This is a genomic window from Rossellomorea sp. NPDC077527 (assembly GCF_044542955.1).
Classification (GTDB): Bacteria; Bacillota; Bacilli; order Bacillales; family Bacillaceae_B; genus Rossellomorea; species Rossellomorea aquimaris_E.
This window is the reverse complement of sequence record NZ_JBITVL010000016.1, coordinates 659-15,551: the sequence shown is the minus strand read 5'-3', so window position 1 is coordinate 15,551 and position 14,893 is coordinate 659. Positions and strand designations below refer to the sequence as shown.

29 protein-coding genes and 1 pseudogene are annotated in these 14,893 nt (G+C 41.5%); all 30 read left to right on the top strand.

Features of this window, described 5'->3' with window-relative positions:
• Positions 1-1,192 precede the first annotated feature (1,192 nt).
• Entirely contained in the window at positions 1,193-1,501 is a 309-nt protein-coding gene (rpsJ, locus tag ACIGG7_RS23525; protein ID WP_007085291.1) for a 30S ribosomal protein S10, read from the top strand.
• A 35-nt stretch (positions 1,502-1,536) separates the two neighbouring features.
• Positions 1,537-2,166: a 50S ribosomal protein L3 gene (rplC, locus tag ACIGG7_RS23520; RefSeq protein ID WP_044340523.1), complete on the top strand. Its 630-nt coding sequence runs from the start codon at positions 1,537-1,539 to the stop codon at positions 2,164-2,166.
• A 30-nt stretch (positions 2,167-2,196) separates the two neighbouring features.
• Positions 2,197-2,820: a 50S ribosomal protein L4 gene (rplD, locus tag ACIGG7_RS23515; protein ID WP_219166396.1), complete on the top strand. Its 624-nt coding sequence runs from the start codon at positions 2,197-2,199 to the stop codon at positions 2,818-2,820.
• A complete protein-coding gene (gene rplW, locus ACIGG7_RS23510) occupies positions 2,820-3,104 on the top strand; it encodes a 50S ribosomal protein L23 (RefSeq protein ID WP_211201344.1) in 285 nt (94 codons plus the stop codon). The genes rplD and rplW overlap by 1 nt, the downstream gene beginning before the upstream one ends.
• Before the next feature lie 31 nt (positions 3,105-3,135).
• Positions 3,136-3,966, top strand: coding sequence for a 50S ribosomal protein L2 (rplB, locus tag ACIGG7_RS23505; RefSeq protein WP_044340525.1), 831 nt, complete (start codon positions 3,136-3,138; stop codon positions 3,964-3,966).
• Positions 3,967-4,026: 60 nt separating this feature from the next.
• The gene (gene rpsS, locus ACIGG7_RS23500) at positions 4,027-4,305 is read left to right on the top strand and encodes a 30S ribosomal protein S19 (protein WP_034765978.1); all 279 of its coding nucleotides are present in this window, start codon (positions 4,027-4,029) and stop codon (positions 4,303-4,305) included.
• A 19-nt stretch (positions 4,306-4,324) separates the two neighbouring features.
• Positions 4,325-4,666, top strand: a complete 342-nt coding sequence (rplV, locus tag ACIGG7_RS23495; protein WP_034765976.1) for a 50S ribosomal protein L22 — start codon at positions 4,325-4,327, stop codon at positions 4,664-4,666.
• A gap of 3 nt (positions 4,667-4,669) precedes the next feature.
• Positions 4,670-5,326, top strand: a complete 657-nt coding sequence (gene rpsC / locus ACIGG7_RS23490; RefSeq protein WP_224945499.1) for a 30S ribosomal protein S3 — start codon at positions 4,670-4,672, stop codon at positions 5,324-5,326.
• Between the two features lie 2 nt (positions 5,327-5,328).
• The gene (gene rplP / locus ACIGG7_RS23485) at positions 5,329-5,763 is read left to right on the top strand and encodes a 50S ribosomal protein L16 (protein WP_034765971.1); all 435 of its coding nucleotides are present in this window, start codon (positions 5,329-5,331) and stop codon (positions 5,761-5,763) included.
• A complete protein-coding gene (rpmC, locus tag ACIGG7_RS23480; protein WP_032085278.1) occupies positions 5,753-5,956 on the top strand; it encodes a 50S ribosomal protein L29 in 204 nt (67 codons plus the stop codon). Before rplP ends, rpmC begins: the two co-directional genes overlap by 11 nt.
• Before the next feature lie 20 nt (positions 5,957-5,976).
• The gene (gene rpsQ / locus ACIGG7_RS23475; protein ID WP_032085279.1) at positions 5,977-6,240 is read left to right on the top strand and encodes a 30S ribosomal protein S17; all 264 of its coding nucleotides are present in this window, start codon (positions 5,977-5,979) and stop codon (positions 6,238-6,240) included.
• Positions 6,241-6,284: 44 nt separating this feature from the next.
• A complete protein-coding gene (gene rplN, locus ACIGG7_RS23470) occupies positions 6,285-6,653 on the top strand; it encodes a 50S ribosomal protein L14 (RefSeq protein ID WP_032085280.1) in 369 nt (122 codons plus the stop codon).
• Positions 6,654-6,692: 39 nt separating this feature from the next.
• Positions 6,693-7,004 (top strand): 50S ribosomal protein L24, encoded by a 312-nt coding sequence (gene rplX, locus ACIGG7_RS23465; RefSeq protein ID WP_034765969.1) that lies wholly within the window; start codon positions 6,693-6,695, stop codon positions 7,002-7,004.
• Between the two features lie 26 nt (positions 7,005-7,030).
• The gene (gene rplE, locus ACIGG7_RS23460; RefSeq protein WP_034765967.1) at positions 7,031-7,570 is read left to right on the top strand and encodes a 50S ribosomal protein L5; all 540 of its coding nucleotides are present in this window, start codon (positions 7,031-7,033) and stop codon (positions 7,568-7,570) included.
• A 24-nt stretch (positions 7,571-7,594) separates the two neighbouring features.
• Positions 7,595-7,780 (top strand): type Z 30S ribosomal protein S14, encoded by a 186-nt coding sequence (locus ACIGG7_RS23455; protein WP_044340528.1) that lies wholly within the window; start codon positions 7,595-7,597, stop codon positions 7,778-7,780.
• A 30-nt stretch (positions 7,781-7,810) separates the two neighbouring features.
• On the top strand, positions 7,811-8,209 hold the full coding sequence (rpsH, locus tag ACIGG7_RS23450) for a 30S ribosomal protein S8 (protein ID WP_034765964.1): 399 nt from the start codon (positions 7,811-7,813) through the stop codon (positions 8,207-8,209).
• Positions 8,210-8,239: 30 nt separating this feature from the next.
• Complete coding sequence (rplF, locus tag ACIGG7_RS23445) at positions 8,240-8,779, top strand: 50S ribosomal protein L6 (RefSeq protein WP_397551162.1); 540 nt, start codon at positions 8,240-8,242, stop codon at positions 8,777-8,779.
• 33 nt (positions 8,780-8,812) lie between these two features.
• The gene (rplR, locus tag ACIGG7_RS23440; RefSeq protein WP_034765960.1) at positions 8,813-9,175 is read left to right on the top strand and encodes a 50S ribosomal protein L18; all 363 of its coding nucleotides are present in this window, start codon (positions 8,813-8,815) and stop codon (positions 9,173-9,175) included.
• Between the two features lie 23 nt (positions 9,176-9,198).
• Entirely contained in the window at positions 9,199-9,699 is a 501-nt protein-coding gene (rpsE, locus tag ACIGG7_RS23435) for a 30S ribosomal protein S5 (protein ID WP_044340531.1), read from the top strand.
• 13 nt (positions 9,700-9,712) lie between these two features.
• Positions 9,713-9,895, top strand: coding sequence for a 50S ribosomal protein L30 (gene rpmD / locus ACIGG7_RS23430; RefSeq protein ID WP_034765956.1), 183 nt, complete (start codon positions 9,713-9,715; stop codon positions 9,893-9,895).
• A gap of 31 nt (positions 9,896-9,926) precedes the next feature.
• Positions 9,927-10,367 (top strand): 50S ribosomal protein L15, encoded by a 441-nt coding sequence (gene rplO / locus ACIGG7_RS23425; RefSeq protein ID WP_098353385.1) that lies wholly within the window; start codon positions 9,927-9,929, stop codon positions 10,365-10,367.
• The gene (gene secY, locus ACIGG7_RS23420; protein ID WP_397551161.1) at positions 10,367-11,659 is read left to right on the top strand and encodes a preprotein translocase subunit SecY; all 1,293 of its coding nucleotides are present in this window, start codon (positions 10,367-10,369) and stop codon (positions 11,657-11,659) included. Before rplO ends, secY begins: the two co-directional genes overlap by 1 nt.
• A 61-nt stretch (positions 11,660-11,720) precedes the next feature.
• A complete protein-coding gene (locus ACIGG7_RS23415) occupies positions 11,721-12,371 on the top strand; it encodes an adenylate kinase (protein ID WP_034765951.1) in 651 nt (216 codons plus the stop codon).
• Positions 12,371-13,117 carry a type I methionyl aminopeptidase gene (gene map / locus ACIGG7_RS23410; RefSeq protein ID WP_206857900.1) on the top strand — a complete coding sequence of 249 codons (747 nt, stop codon included), beginning with the start codon at positions 12,371-12,373 and terminating at the stop codon, positions 13,115-13,117. The genes ACIGG7_RS23415 and map overlap by 1 nt, the downstream gene beginning before the upstream one ends.
• Before the next feature lie 15 nt (positions 13,118-13,132).
• Positions 13,133-13,456 carry an RNA-binding protein gene (locus ACIGG7_RS23405; RefSeq protein ID WP_397551160.1) on the top strand — a complete coding sequence of 108 codons (324 nt, stop codon included), beginning with the start codon at positions 13,133-13,135 and terminating at the stop codon, positions 13,454-13,456.
• Entirely contained in the window at positions 13,449-13,667 is a 219-nt protein-coding gene (gene infA / locus ACIGG7_RS23400) for a translation initiation factor IF-1 (protein WP_034765945.1), read from the top strand. Before ACIGG7_RS23405 ends, infA begins: the two co-directional genes overlap by 8 nt.
• Positions 13,668-13,705: 38 nt before the next feature.
• A complete protein-coding gene (gene rpmJ, locus ACIGG7_RS23395) occupies positions 13,706-13,819 on the top strand; it encodes a 50S ribosomal protein L36 (RefSeq protein ID WP_003156543.1) in 114 nt (37 codons plus the stop codon).
• Positions 13,820-13,843: 24 nt separating this feature from the next.
• A complete protein-coding gene (gene rpsM / locus ACIGG7_RS23390) occupies positions 13,844-14,209 on the top strand; it encodes a 30S ribosomal protein S13 (protein ID WP_034765943.1) in 366 nt (121 codons plus the stop codon).
• 25 nt (positions 14,210-14,234) lie between these two features.
• Entirely contained in the window at positions 14,235-14,624 is a 390-nt protein-coding gene (rpsK, locus tag ACIGG7_RS23385) for a 30S ribosomal protein S11 (RefSeq protein WP_032085294.1), read from the top strand.
• 170 nt (positions 14,625-14,794) lie between these two features.
• Positions 14,795-14,893 (top strand): annotated as a pseudogene (locus tag ACIGG7_RS23380) (DNA-directed RNA polymerase subunit alpha); the annotation flags it as partial.

Here is a 14,893-nt window from a genome sequence, read left to right as displayed (position 1 = left end):
ATCAAGGTTAAAACGAAAAAGTCCGGTAGCTTATCGGGTTAACACCGAATTAGCTGCATAGAAAATAAGTGTCCAACTTTATGGGTCCAGTGCATATCGCTCCTGCGGGGTCTCCCCTGTCTAGCTCCTGCGGGGTCTCCCCTGTCTAGCTCCGGCGGCTAGCCCCTCGAGGTCATTAGCTAAATGGTCCAAGAAGGCAAAAAACGCCTTCTTACCCCATTCATCTTATGCTTGTCGGGGCTGAACAAGCCCCCTCCGCTTTTCGTCCAATTTCGCTTTCCCGAAGGAGTCTCCGTCTTGCACTCCAATCAACAGCTGACGACTGCAGAATTCAGGGTGCTGTCTTAAAATAATTAAAATTTGAGCTGCCGATCAAAAAAGGAAGAACGATTTTTCGAATCGATACATTTATTCCAATCACTTAATGTTCTTTGACTTGGAGCCTAGAACCATCATGATTGAGGGCTAATAAGTGAGTTCCTTCTATATATAAAGTATTGTACAAATTCATAATGGAGCATTAAGGTATTAAGGTTACTATCACCAATTTGCTTATATAAAGGATAGAGGAACTACTACCATAATTGTAAGCATGAATTCAAAACCCATTGTTGATTGGAACGGAAGGCAGCTCGACTCCTGCGGGAAACGTGGGACAGGATGAAAAGCAGAGGCGGCTTGGTCAGGCCCGACAAGCATAAGGCGAATCAACCGGAAAGGCGTTCTTTGCCTTTTTGGTTGATTTGACTTATGACCTCGAGGGACTAGCCGCCGTAGCTGGATCTTATGACCCCACAGGGCAGAAGCCCGAGGAGGCTCACCGCCAGCCCCGCGGAAAGCGAGCTGCCTGGAGTGGAAATCAACATACACTCACGTATAAAGTAATAAAATCGTTTTGATCAAATGTTCTATCTGATATATATTTTGAGTTATATTAAATATTGTGAAAATAACACATATCCTTGAAAATAACACGGTTCGTTTGTATAATAGAGAAAGTGTGCAAAACATAAAGAAATTGCAAGAAACTCTTGCTTCTTCTGGGTGTTTTAGTTATAATAGACAATGTTGGTCTTTGACTGCGATGAAACAGAAGGTTGCTGACACACACGGCCGCTTTGCCATGGCGAGTGTGTGGGAAATTTCTGTGGAGAATGTCTATTCAAAAATAGGCGATAAAGGAGGGAAAATAATGGCAAAACAAAAGATTCGTATCCGTTTAAAGGCTTATGATCACAGAATTCTTGATCAATCAGCTGAGAAAATTGTTGAAACAGCAAAACGTTCTGGTGCGGCGGTTTCTGGACCGATCCCACTACCAACAGAAAAGTCTGTTTACACAATCTTACGTGCTGTGCACAAATACAAAGATTCTCGTGAGCAATTCGAAATGCGTACACATAAACGCTTAATCGACATTGTAAACCCAACACCTCAAACAGTTGATGCGCTTATGCGTTTAGACTTACCATCAGGTGTAGATATCGAAATCAAACTTTAATTCATAAAAACCATAATAATTAGGAGGTGTGACTTATGACCAAAGGAATCTTAGGAAGAAAGATTGGTATGACTCAAGTTTTCGCTGAAAACGGTGATCTTATCCCTGTAACTGTTATCGAAGCTGCTCAAAACGTGGTACTTCAAAAGAAATCTATCGATGTTGATGGCTACGAAGCTATCCAAGTAGGTTTTGAAGACAAACGTGAAAAGCTTTCTAACAAACCAGAGAGAGGCCACGTTGCTAAAGCTGAAACTGCTCCTAAGCGCTTCATCCGTGAAATCCGCGGTGTAAACGTAGAAGAGTACGAAGTTGGTCAAGAAGTCAAAGTTGATATTTTCGCAGCAGGCGAAATCGTAGATGTAACAGGAGTTTCAAAAGGTAAAGGTTTCCAAGGTGCTATCAAGCGTCACAACCAATCTCGCGGACCAATGTCTCACGGTTCTCGTTACCACCGTCGTCCTGGTTCAATGGGTCCTGTTGATCCGAACCGTGTATTCAAAGGTAAATTACTACCTGGACGTATGGGCGGAGAACAAATTACAATTCAAAACCTTGAAATTGTAAAAGTTGATGCTGAGCGTAACCTTATCTTAGTTAAAGGTAATGTACCTGGACCTAAGAAACAACTGATCAAAGTAAAGTCAGCTATTAAAGCAAACTAATAGAACTTTTCAAGAAAGGAGGAAACAAGAATGCCGAAAGTAGCATTATTTAACCAAAGCGGTTCTAAAGTTGGAGATATCGAACTTAATGACACTGTTTTTGGTATCGAACCAAACACACACGTGATGACTGAAGCAGTATTGATGCAAAGAGCTTCTTTACGCCAAGGAAATCACAAAGTAAAAAATCGTTCTGAAGTACGTGGCGGTGGTCGTAAGCCTTGGCGTCAAAAAGGAACAGGTCGTGCTCGTCAAGGGTCAATCCGTTCTCCACAATGGCGCGGTGGTGGTACTGTATTTGGACCAGTTCCACGCAGCTACAGCTACAAACTTCCTAAGAAAGTTCGTCGCTTAGCGATTAAATCTGCACTTTCTTCTAAAGTAGTAGAAGAAAACATCTTAGTATTAGAAGCATTATCATTCGATGCTCCTAAAACAAAAGAATTTGCTAACGTTCTTAAAGGTCTTTCTGTTGATTCTAAAACATTAGTAATCACTGACGGTCTTGACGAAAACGTAGCACTTTCAGCTCGTAACATCCCTGGTGTAACTGTTGTTGCTGCAGAAGGAATTAGCGTTCTGGATGTATTAGGACATGACAAACTAGTGATGACTAAATCAGCTGTTGAAAAAGTAGAGGAGGTGCTCGCATAATGGATGTACGTGAAATCATTAAGCGCCCCGTAATTACAGAGGCTTCAACTGATCTTATGTCTGAGAAAAAATATACTTTCGAAGTTGATACTAGAGCCAACAAAACTCAAGTAAAAGACGCCGTTCAAGAAATCTTTGACGTGAAAGTAGACAAAGTAAACATCATGAACTACAAAGGTAAGTTCAAGCGTATGGGTAAACACGCTGGTTACACTAACAAGCGTCGTAAAGCTATCGTTAAACTTACTGCTGACAGTAAAGAAATCGAATTCTTTGAAGTATAAAATTCTTTAATTAAGAAGAGGAGGGAAAAACATGGCGATTAAAAAGTATAAACCTACCTCTAATGGTCGTCGCGGAATGACTAGTTCTGATTTCGCTGAAATCACAACTGATTCTCCGGAAAAGTCACTTTTAGCACCCCTACACAAAAAGGGTGGCCGTAACAACCAAGGTAAGTTAACAGTTCGTCATCAAGGTGGCGGTCACAAGCGTCAATACCGTATCATCGATTTCAAACGTGAAAAAGATGGTATACCTGGACGCGTTGCTACGATCGAATACGATCCAAACCGCTCTGCAAACATTGCACTAATTAATTACGCTGATGGGGAAAAACGTTACATCCTGGCTCCGAAAACAATCGAAGTAGGTATGGAAGTAATGTCTGGACCTGAAGCAGATATCAAAGTAGGTAATGCATTACCACTTATCAACATCCCAGTTGGTACAATCGTACACAACATTGAACTTAAACCAGGTAAAGGTGGACAGTTAGTTCGTTCTGCTGGAACATCTGCTCAAGTACTTGGTAAAGAAGGTAAATATGTACTTGTACGTTTAAACTCTGGTGAAACTCGTATGATCCTTTCTGCTTGTCGTGCTACTGTAGGTCAAGTCGGAAATGAACAGCACGAACTTATCAACATTGGTAAAGCAGGACGTTCTCGTTGGTTAGGTAAACGCCCAACAGTTCGTGGTTCTGTAATGAACCCTAACGATCACCCACACGGTGGTGGTGAAGGACGCGCTCCAATCGGACGTAAATCACCAATGTCTCCATGGGGTAAACCTACTCTTGGATACAAGACACGTAAGAAAAACAACAAATCTGATAAATTTATTGTGCGTCGTCGCAAAAAATAACGGGATTGTGCTACGGTTCCTGAACAGAGCCGTAGGTCAATCACGAAGGGAGGTTCAAACATGGGTCGTAGCTTAAAAAAAGGACCTTTTGTTGATGATCATTTAATGACTAAGATCGAAAAATTGAACGAAACTGAAGGCAAACAAGTTGTGAAAACTTGGTCTCGTCGCTCAACGATCTTCCCAGCATTCATCGGTCACACTATCGCAGTTTACGATGGTCGTAAACATGTACCTGTATACGTCACTGAAGACATGGTAGGACACAAGCTTGGTGAATTCGCACCATCTCGTACTTACAAAGGTCATGCAAGTGATGATAAGAAAACAAGACGCTAATTGAGAGGAGGGTATCCTAATGCAAGCAAAAGCTGTTGCAAGAACAGTACGTATTGCTCCTCGTAAAGTACGTTTAGTCGTTGATCTAATCCGAGGTAAGCAAGTTGGAGAAGCGGTTGCTATCTTAAAGCATACACCTAAAGCTGCTTCACCAGTAATCGAAAAAGTACTTAAGTCTGCTATTGCGAACGCAGAGCACAACTTTGACATGGATATTAATAGCCTAGTGGTAACTGAGGCTTATGTAAATGAAGGACCAACACTTAAACGTTTCCGTCCTCGTGCGATGGGACGTGCAAGTCAAATTAACAAACGTACAAGTCACATTACACTTGTCGTATCAGAAAAGAAGGAGGGATAAGCTGTGGGTCAAAAAGTACATCCGGTCGGACTTCGTGTCGGTATAATCCGTGATTGGGAATCTAAATGGTACGCAGATAAAGATTACGCTAATCTATTACACGAAGACATTAAAGTACGTGAATATATTGCAAAACGTTTAGTTGACGCTTCTGTTTCTAAAGTAGAAATCGAGCGCGCAGCAAACCGTATTAACATTACCGTTCATACAGCTAAGCCTGGTATGGTTATCGGTAAAGGTGGTACAGAAGTTGAAGCACTTCGTAAAGCACTTAACGAACTTACTTCAAAACGTGTACACATCAACATCGTTGAAATCAAAAGAGCTGACGTTGATGCTAAATTAGTAGCTGAAAACATTGCTCGTCAATTAGAAAATCGTGTTTCTTTCCGTCGTGCTCAGAAGCAATCAATCCAACGTGCGATGCGTGCTGGTGCAAAAGGAATCAAAACACAAGTATCTGGTCGTCTAGGCGGAGCAGATATCGCTCGTGCAGAACATTACAGTGAAGGTACTGTTCCACTTCATACTCTACGCGCTGACATTGACTATGCTCATGCAGAAGCTGACACAACTTATGGTAAGCTTGGCGTTAAAGTATGGATCTATCGTGGAGAAGTTCTTCCTACAAGAAAGAAATCTGAGGAAGGAGGCAACTAATTATGTTATTACCTAAACGCGTTAAACATCGTCGCGAACACCGTGGAAAAATGCGTGGACGTGCTAAAGGCGGTCAAGAAGTAGCGTTCGGTGAATACGGTTTACAAGCAGTTGAGGCTTCTTGGATCACTAACCGTCAAATCGAATCAGCTCGTATCGCTATGACTCGTTACATGAAACGTGGCGGTAAAGTATGGATTAAAATCTTCCCTCATAAACCTTACACTGCAAAACCTTTAGAAGTACGTATGGGTTCAGGTAAAGGTGCTCCAGAAGGTTGGGTAGCAGTAGTTAAGCCTGGAAAAATCATGTTTGAAATCGCTGGTGTTTCTGAAGAGGTAGCTCGTGAAGCACTTCGTCTAGCATCACATAAACTTCCAATCAAAACGAAGTTTGTAAAACGTGAGGAAATTGGTGGTGAATCAAATGAAAACTAATGAAATTCGTGACCTAACCACTGCTGAAATTGAACAAAAAGTAAAGACTCTGAAAGAAGAGTTATTTAACCTTCGCTTCCAACTTGCGACTGGACAATTAGAAAACACAGCTCGCATCCGTGAAGTCCGCAAAGGGATCGCTCGTATGAAAACTGTAATCCGTGAAAGAGAGATCGGGGTTAACAATCGATAAATGAGAGGAGGTTTGCTTAAATGAGTGACCGCAACCAACGTAAGGTATACACTGGCCGTGTTGTTTCCGACAAAATGGATAAAACAGTAACGGTTATGGTAGAAACTTATAAAAAGCATTCTCTATACGGCAAGCGCGTTAAGTACTCTAAGAAGTTTAAAACTCATGATGAGAACAACGAAGCAAAAGTAGGCGATATCGTACGTATCATGGAGACTCGTCCACTATCTGCTACAAAACGTTTCCGTTTAGTAGAAGTTGTTGAAAAAGCAGTTATTATCTAATATATTTGTTCGGATATTTTATATTCCGAAGGGAGGTTACCTACATGATTCAACAAGAATCACGTTTAAAAGTTGCTGACAACTCTGGTGCTCGTGAAGTATTAACTATCAAAGTGCTTGGTGGTTCTGGACGCAAGACAGCTAACATCGGTGATGTTATCGTGTGTACAGTAAAACAAGCAACACCAGGTGGCGTTGTTAAAAAAGGTGACGTAGTTAAAGCGGTTGTTGTACGTACTAAGTCTGGTGTACGTCGTCAAGATGGTACTTACATCAAGTTCGACGAGAACGCTTGTGTCATTATCCGTGACGATAAAGGACCACGTGGAACTCGTATCTTCGGACCTGTTGCCCGTGAACTACGCGACAGTAACTTTATGAAAATTGTATCTTTAGCTCCAGAAGTTCTTTAATAGATATTAGCATTGGGCCATTCAAGGAGGTGCGATGAAATGCATGTAAAAAAAGGCGATAAAGTAATGGTCATTACTGGGAAAGACAAAGGCAAAACAGGTGTTGTTCTTGCTTCATTCCCAAAGAAAGACCGAGTGCTAGTTGAAGGTATCAACGTTGTGAAAAAACACGCTAAGCCTTCACAGATGAACCCGCAAGGCGGAATCATCAGCCAGGAAGCATCTATCCATGTATCAAATGTTATGCTTCTAGATCCGAAATCTAACGAGCCAACTCGTGTAGGTTATAAGACAGAAGACGGCAAAAAAGTACGTGTAGCAAAAAAATCAGGTGAAGTTCTAGATAAATAGTACGATTAAGAAGGGAGGTATTCTGAATGAACCGCCTAAAAGAAAAATTTCAACAAGAAATCAGTCCAGCTCTAGTTAGCAAATTCAATTACAAATCAGTAATGGAAGTACCTAAAGTTGAAAAGATCGTTGTCAACATGGGTATCGGTGACGCAGTTCAAAACTCAAAAGCTCTTGATGTAGCTGTTGACGAATTGACTCAAATCACTGGTCAAAAACCAGTTGTAACAAAAGCTAAAAAATCTATCGCAGGCTTCCGTCTTCGTGAAGGTATGCCAATCGGTGCAAAAGTTACTCTACGCGGAGAGCGTATGTACCAATTCTTAGATAAATTAATTTCTGTTTCACTTCCACGTGTACGTGACTTCCGTGGTGTTTCTAAAAAAGCATTCGACGGTCGCGGTAACTACACATTAGGAGTTAAAGAGCAATTGATTTTCCCTGAGATTGATTATGATAAAGTGTCTAAAGTACGCGGTATGGATATCGTAATCGTAACAACTGCGAACACAGACGAAGAAGCTCGTGAATTATTGACACAAATCGGAATGCCATTCCAAAAGTAATCGCTATATAAGGGAGGCGAAAATGTGGCTAAAAAATCTATGATTGCGAAACAAAAACGCGCGCCAAAGCATAATGTTCAAGCGTACACTCGTTGCGAACGTTGCGGACGTCCTCATTCAGTAATCCGTAAATTCAAGCTTTGCCGTATTTGTTTCCGTGAACTTGCATACAAGGGTCAGATTCCTGGCGTTAAGAAAGCTAGTTGGTAATACCCTATATTGGGAAGGAGGTAAATTATTATGACAATGACAGATCCAATTGCAGATTTGCTTACTCGCATCCGTAATGCGAACATGGTTCGTCACGAAAGATTAGAAGTTCCTGCTTCTAACATCAAGAAAGAAATTGCAGAAATCCTTAAACGTGAAGGTTTCGTACGTGACGTAGAATATGTAGAAGATAACAAGCAAGGTGTTATCCGCATTTTCTTGAAATATGGAGCAAACAACGAACGCGTAATTACTGGATTAAAGCGTATCTCTAAACCTGGTTTACGTGTATATGCAAAATCAACAGAGGTACCTAAAGTACTAAACGGTTTAGGTATCGCACTTGTTTCAACTTCTACAGGTGTTTTAACTGATAAAGAAGCTCGTGCTCAACAAGTAGGCGGAGAAGTACTAGCTTACGTTTGGTAATATTTTTTATATGAATGGAGGTGCAACAGGATGTCACGTGTAGGAAAACTACCAGTAGAAATTCCATCTGACGTTACTCTAACAGTAAGTGAAGATAACACTGTAACTGTAAAAGGACCTAAAGGGGAACTTTCTCGTACATTCAATTCTGATATTAAAGTTGAATTAGAAGGAAACGTAGCGACAGTTACTCGTCCTTCTGATGCAAAAGAACACCGCGCGTTACACGGTACAACTCGTGCCCTAATCGCGAACATGGTTGAAGGTGTATCTAAAGGATTCCAAAGAAATCTTGAGCTTGTCGGTGTAGGTTACCGTGCTCAAAAACAAGGTACGAAGCTTGTGCTTAACGTTGGTTACTCTCACCCAGTTGAGATCGAACCAGAACAAGGTATCGAGATCGAAGTACCGGCTAATACAAAGATATCTATTAAAGGTATCGACAAAGAACGTGTTGGAGCATTAGCTGCTAACATTCGTGCTGTACGCTCTCCTGAGCCTTACAAAGGAAAAGGTATTCGCTACGAAGGTGAATATGTTCGTCGTAAAGAAGGTAAAACAGGTAAATAATGCCGCGTAGGCAAAAGAAAGGAGTGACCGTAGGTGATTACTAAGCCAGATAAGAACAAAACACGTAAGAAAAGACATGCTCGTGTCCGTTCAAAGATTACTGGAACTGAAACTCGTCCTCGTTTGAACGTTTTCCGTTCTAACAAAAATATCTACGCTCAACTTATCGATGATATGAATGGTGTTACTCTAGTTAGTGCATCTTCTCAAGATAAAGATTTCAACTTAGATTCTTCTGCAACAACTGATGCTGCTGCAAAAGTTGGAGAACTAGTTGCAAAACGTGCTGTAGAAAAAGGATTAAAATCCGTAGTATTTGACCGTGGTGGATATTTATATCATGGCCGTATCAAAGCTTTGGCTGAAGCAGCTCGTGAAAACGGCTTAGAATTTTAATAAAAAAAGGAGGGACAATCCAGATGCGTCGTATTGATCCAAGCAAACTAGAATTTGAAGAACGCGTAGTTACAATCAATCGTGTTGCGAAAGTAGTTAAAGGTGGACGTCGTTTCCGTTTCGCTGCTCTTGTAGTAGTGGGCGACAAAAACGGTCACGTTGGTTTCGGAACTGGGAAAGCTCAGGAAGTACCTGATGCAATCCGTAAAGCGATTGAAGATGCGAAGAAAAATCTAATTGAAGTTCCTATGGTTGAAGGTACAACTCCTCACCTAGTAACTGGACGTTTTGGTGCTGGTCAGATCCTGATCAAACCTGCTTCTGCGGGTACAGGAATCATCGCCGGTGGACCTGTTCGTGCCGTACTTGAATTAGCTGGTGTTCAAGATATCCTATCTAAATCATTAGGATCTAACACTCCAATTAACATGGTTCGCGCTACAATCGAAGGTTTAAAACAATTAAAGCGTGCTGAAGACGTAGCTAAACTACGTGGTAAATCAGTAGAAGAGATCTTAGGTTAAGGGAGGGATAACGATGGCTAACAAACTAGAAATTACCCTCACTCGCAGCATCATTGGCCGTCCTCAAGATCAACGTAAAACGGTTGAAGCTTTAGGACTTCGCAAAATGCACCAAACAGTTGAGCAACAAGATAATGCTGCAATCCGCGGCATGATCAACAAAGTTGCCCACCTTGTTACAGTAACTGAGAAGTAATATATAACCCTTAAAAGAAGGAGGTGCCGACATGAAATTACATGAGTTAAAACCTACTGAAGGTTCACGTAAAGTCCGCAATCGTGTAGGACGTGGTATTGGTTCAGGTAATGGAAAGACTGCAGGTAAAGGTCACAAAGGTCAAAACGCCCGTTCAGGTGGCGGAACTCGTCCTGGCTTTGAAGGTGGTCAAACACCATTATTCCAACGTCTACCAAAACGTGGATTCACAAACATCAATCGTAAAGAATATGCAATCGTCAATCTTGACGCATTGAATCGCTTCGAAGATGGTACAGAAGTTACTCCAGCTCTACTTGTAGAATCTGGCGTAGTAAGTAACGAAAAAGCAGGTATTAAGATTCTTGGTAAAGGTTCAATCGAGAAAAAGCTTACAGTAAAAGCACACAAATTCTCAACCACTGCTAAAGAAGCTATCGAAGCTGCTGGCGGTACATCCGAGGTGATCTAATGTTTCAAACTGTCTCCAATTTTATGCGCGTGGGTGATATAAGAAATAAAATTATCTTCACCCTTCTAATGTTAATTGTCTTCCGTCTTGGTACCTTTATTCCGGTACCAAACGTAGACGCTAATGTATTGAAAATGCAAGACCAGGCGGGGATCCTTGGATTCCTGAATACATTTGGTGGCGGTGCATTAAAGAACTTCTCCATCTTCGCGATGGGAATCATGCCTTATATCACAGCTTCGATTATTGTACAGCTTCTTCAAATGGATGTTGTACCGAAGTTCACTGAGTGGTCTAAGCAGGGTGAAGTCGGTCGCCGCAAGTTAGCTCAGTTCACACGTTATTTCACGATCATTCTTGGATTCATCCAGGCTCTAGGCATGTCCTATGGCTTCAATAGAATTTATAGTGGAATGCTTATCCAAAGCCCGGGAGTCAGTACGTACCTACTAATAGCGTTAGTTCTAACGGCTGGTACGGCTTTTCTTATGTGGCTTGGTGAACAAATTACAGCTAAAGGTGTTGGGAACGGAATTTCGATCCTGATCTTTGCAGGTATCGTTGCTGCAATCCCTAACACTGTAAACCAAATCTATGCTCAACAAATCGAAGGGGCAGGCCAAGAGCTCTTCCTTCGCATTGTGGTTCTTGCACTTCTTGTTTTAGCAGTTATTGCAATCGTTGTTGGTGTCGTGTTTATTCAACAAGCACTTCGTAAAATTCCGATTCAATATGCAAAACGTTTAGTGGGGCGTAGTCCGGTTGGTGGACAATCAACACATCTACCATTAAAGGTAAATGCTGCGGGTGTTATTCCAGTAATCTTTGCGATTTCTTTCATAATCACGCCACAGACCATTTCATCTTTCTTTGGAGATAATGATGTGACCAGTACGATCCAGTACATCTTTGATTACACCAAACCAGTTGGTATGATCATCTATGTAGCTCTGATCATTGCCTTTACGTATTTCTATGCTTTCATTCAAGTGAATCCAGAACAAATGGCTGAAAACTTGAAGAAACAAGGTGGATATATCCCTGGTATTCGTCCAGGTAAAACCACACAAGAGTATCTCACTCGCGTTCTGTATCGTCTAACATTTGTTGGGGCTATTTTCTTAGCTGTCATTGCAGTCCTTCCAGTATTCTTCATTAACTTTGCAGGTCTACCACCTGCAGCTCAAATCGGTGGAACAAGCTTACTGATCGTAGTAGGGGTTGCACTTGAGACAATGAAGCAGCTAGAGGCGCAGTTAGTGAAACGTCACTACAAAGGATTTATTAAATAAGAGGGTTTTCGGGAACGTCCTGTTCCTGAAACCATTTTATAGACAATTAGGGGGAGTACGAGTGAATATAGTTCTTATGGGCTTACCAGGCGCAGGTAAAGGCACTCAAGCTGAAAAAATCGTAGATAAATATGGTATCCCCCATATCTCTACAGGCGATATGTTCCGTGCAGCTATTAAAGAAGGTACTGAACTAGGCTTGAAGGCTAAATCATTCATGGATAATGGCGATCTTGTTCCTGATGAAGTGACAATCGGTATCGTTCGTGAACGTTTAAGCAAAGAGGACTGTGAAAAAGGCTTCTTACTGGATGGGTTTCCAAGAACGGTTGCTCAGGCAGAAGCACTTGAAAACATCCTAGCTGATCTTGGTAAAAAAATGAATTATGTCATTAATATAAATGTAGATAAGGACATCCTGATGGAGCGCTTGACAGGTCGCAGGATCTGTAAAGAGTGCGGCGCTACTTATCATCTTGTCTTTAATCCGCCAACAGAAGAGGGTGTTTGTGATCGCTGCGGTGGTGAATTATATCAACGCGCAGACGATAACGAAGAAACGGTCCAAAACCGTTTGGACGTTAACATCAAACAAACCCAGCCGCTATTGGCTTACTACGAAGACAAAGGCTATCTGAAAAACATTGACGGTCAACAAGACATCCATAGAGTGTTTGATGACATTGATGAACTACTTGGAGGCCTTTCATAATGATCATTTCTAAAACTCCGAGAGAGATTGAGATTATGCGGCATGCTGGAAAGATCGTTGCATTAACTCATGCGGAATTGCAAAAGTATATTTCTCCGGGAATTACGACGAAGGAATTGGATGCAATTGCTGAAAAATTCATTCGTAAACATGATGCAATTCCATCTTTTAAAGGGTATAATGGGTTTCGTGGCAGCATCTGTGCTTCAGTCAACAATGAGTTGGTACATGGAATTCCAGGCGATCGGGTATTAAAGGATGGCGATATAATCAGCATCGATATCGGTGCTAAATATAACGGTTATCACGGCGACTCAGCTTGGACTTATCCAGTTGGAACAATAGATGATGAAACCCAGAAGCTTCTGGATGTAACAGAGGAATCATTATTCCTTGGACTTAAGGAAGCGAAACCAGGCGAGCGTCTGTCGAATATCTCTCATAGTATACAAACTTTTGTTGAGGCAAATGGCTTTTCAATCGTTCGGGAGTATGTAGGACACGGAGTTGGTCAAGACTTACATGAGGACCCTCAAATTCCTCATTATGGGCCACCCAACAAAGGTCCGCGTTTAAAGCCTGGCATGGTACTGGCTATTGAACCAATGGTTAATGCAGGTAGTCGATATGTTAGAACGTTATCAGATAACTGGACAGTCGTCACAGTAGATGATAAAATGTGTGCGCACTTTGAACACACCATTGCCATTACTGAAGACGGCTATGAGATATTGACGAAAGCCTAAGTGAAGGTGATTGGATTGATCGAGTCAGATTCGACGGTACCGAGGATTGGCCAAATTGTTCAAACCCTTAAAGGGAGAGAAACAGGCAGCTACTCGGTCGTTGTTCAGCAGTTGGATGAACGTTTTGTACTCATAGCAGATGGGGATAGACGAAAGTTTGATCGCGCCAAGCGAAAGAACATCGCTCACCTTCACCTGTGTGACTATGTTTCTCCAGAAGTTCAAAACAGTATTATAGAATCAGGCAGGGTAACGAACGGTAAACTGCGCTATGCTGTTTCAAAGTTTGTTAACGAAGTATTAAATGATGAGAAGAAGGGAGACATGTTCGATGGCTAAGGATGATGTAATTGAAGTTGAAGGTAAGGTCGCCGAGACTTTGCCCAATGCGATGTTTAAGGTAGAATTAGAAAATGGTCATACAGTACTGGCACATGTTTCAGGAAAGATCCGTATGCATTTCATTCGTATCCTACCTGGTGACAAGGTAACAGTAGAATTATCACCGTATGACTTGACTCGTGGTAGAATCACTTATCGTTATAAATAATCTATTGCACTCCGTACTATTAAGGAGGTTAGAATAAGATGAAAGTTAGACCATCTGTTAAGCCAATCTGCGAAAAATGTAAAGTTATTCGTAGAAAAGGTAAAGTCATGGTTATCTGTGAAAACCCTAAACACAAACAAAAACAAGGCTAATCTTAAAGGAGGTGCGCTATCACTATGGCACGTATTGCTGGTGTAGACATTCCACGTGACAAACGTGTTGTCATTTCATTAACATACATCTACGGTATTGGTAAAAATACTGCAGCGAAAATCTTATCTGAAGCAGGTGTATCTGAGGATACTCGCGTTCGCGATCTTACTGACGACGAACTAGGAAAGATCCGTGATATCGTTGATAAATTAAAAGTAGAAGGTGATCTTCGTCGTGAAGTATCACTAAACATCAAACGTCTTATGGAAATCGGTTCATACCGCGGTCTTCGTCACCGTCGTGGACTACCTGTTCGTGGACAACATACGAAGAACAATGCTCGTACACGTAAAGGTCCTCGTAAGACTGTAGCTAACAAGAAAAAATAATAGGTAAAGGAGGTTACTTCTTAGTATGGCACGTAAAACAAACACTCGTAAACGTCGTGTGAAAAAGAATATCGAAGCTGGTATTGCTCACATTCGTTCTACATTCAATAACACAATCGTAACTATTACTGATGTTCACGGAAATGCTGTTGCTTGGTCAAGTGCAGGTTCACTAGGATTCAGAGGTTCTCGTAAATCTACTCCATTCGCAGCGCAAATGGCAGCTGAAACAGCAGCTAAAGCTTCTCAAGAACATGGTTTAAAAACTCTTGAAGTAACAGTTAAAGGCCCTGGTGCTGGTCGTGAAGCAGCTATCCGTGCTCTTCAAGCAGCAGGTCTAGAAGTTACTGCAATCAGAGACGTTACTCCAGTTCCTCATAATGGATGCCGTCCACCAAAACGTCGCCGCGTTTAATTTTCTGTATAAATTTTGTATCGTTGTCTATAATGGGATATGATACAAGATACGTTCATTCAGAAAAGTAACCAGTTGTTGGTGCACAATAGGGAACGTAAACATGGGGAATTTCGGACTTTATATTATTTAGCCCGGAGTTTCGACGTTTTGAAGGAGGGTAAATATTAATGATCGAAATTGAAAAGCCAAAAATTGAAACGGTTGAGATCAGCGATGATGCCACATATGGAAAGTTCGTCGTAGAACCACTTGAGCGTGGATATGGT

Coding starts and splice junctions, on each gene's coding strand:
- map (WP_206857900.1), top strand. CDS start 12,371: ATGATCATTTCTAAAACTCCGAGAGAGATTGAGATTATGCGGCATGCT.
- rpmJ (WP_003156543.1), top strand. CDS start 13,706: ATGAAAGTTAGACCATCTGTTAAGCCAATCTGCGAAAAATGTAAAGTT.
- rplX (WP_034765969.1), top strand. CDS start 6,693: ATGCATGTAAAAAAAGGCGATAAAGTAATGGTCATTACTGGGAAAGAC.
- rpsS (WP_034765978.1), top strand. CDS start 4,027: ATGGGTCGTAGCTTAAAAAAAGGACCTTTTGTTGATGATCATTTAATG.
- rpsM (WP_034765943.1), top strand. CDS start 13,844: ATGGCACGTATTGCTGGTGTAGACATTCCACGTGACAAACGTGTTGTC.
- rplC (WP_044340523.1), top strand. CDS start 1,537: ATGACCAAAGGAATCTTAGGAAGAAAGATTGGTATGACTCAAGTTTTC.
- rpmC (WP_032085278.1), top strand. CDS start 5,753: ATGAAAACTAATGAAATTCGTGACCTAACCACTGCTGAAATTGAACAA.
- rplV (WP_034765976.1), top strand. CDS start 4,325: ATGCAAGCAAAAGCTGTTGCAAGAACAGTACGTATTGCTCCTCGTAAA.
- infA (WP_034765945.1), top strand. CDS start 13,449: ATGGCTAAGGATGATGTAATTGAAGTTGAAGGTAAGGTCGCCGAGACT.
- rplN (WP_032085280.1), top strand. CDS start 6,285: ATGATTCAACAAGAATCACGTTTAAAAGTTGCTGACAACTCTGGTGCT.
- rpsH (WP_034765964.1), top strand. CDS start 7,811: ATGACAATGACAGATCCAATTGCAGATTTGCTTACTCGCATCCGTAAT.
- secY (WP_397551161.1), top strand. CDS start 10,367: ATGTTTCAAACTGTCTCCAATTTTATGCGCGTGGGTGATATAAGAAAT.
- rpsQ (WP_032085279.1), top strand. CDS start 5,977: ATGAGTGACCGCAACCAACGTAAGGTATACACTGGCCGTGTTGTTTCC.
- rplP (WP_034765971.1), top strand. CDS start 5,329: ATGTTATTACCTAAACGCGTTAAACATCGTCGCGAACACCGTGGAAAA.
- rplW (WP_211201344.1), top strand. CDS start 2,820: ATGGATGTACGTGAAATCATTAAGCGCCCCGTAATTACAGAGGCTTCA.
- rplE (WP_034765967.1), top strand. CDS start 7,031: ATGAACCGCCTAAAAGAAAAATTTCAACAAGAAATCAGTCCAGCTCTA.
- rplB (WP_044340525.1), top strand. CDS start 3,136: ATGGCGATTAAAAAGTATAAACCTACCTCTAATGGTCGTCGCGGAATG.
- rpsE (WP_044340531.1), top strand. CDS start 9,199: ATGCGTCGTATTGATCCAAGCAAACTAGAATTTGAAGAACGCGTAGTT.
- rplD (WP_219166396.1), top strand. CDS start 2,197: ATGCCGAAAGTAGCATTATTTAACCAAAGCGGTTCTAAAGTTGGAGAT.
- rpsK (WP_032085294.1), top strand. CDS start 14,235: ATGGCACGTAAAACAAACACTCGTAAACGTCGTGTGAAAAAGAATATC.
- rpmD (WP_034765956.1), top strand. CDS start 9,713: ATGGCTAACAAACTAGAAATTACCCTCACTCGCAGCATCATTGGCCGT.
- rpsJ (WP_007085291.1), top strand. CDS start 1,193: ATGGCAAAACAAAAGATTCGTATCCGTTTAAAGGCTTATGATCACAGA.
- rplF (WP_397551162.1), top strand. CDS start 8,240: ATGTCACGTGTAGGAAAACTACCAGTAGAAATTCCATCTGACGTTACT.
- rplO (WP_098353385.1), top strand. CDS start 9,927: ATGAAATTACATGAGTTAAAACCTACTGAAGGTTCACGTAAAGTCCGC.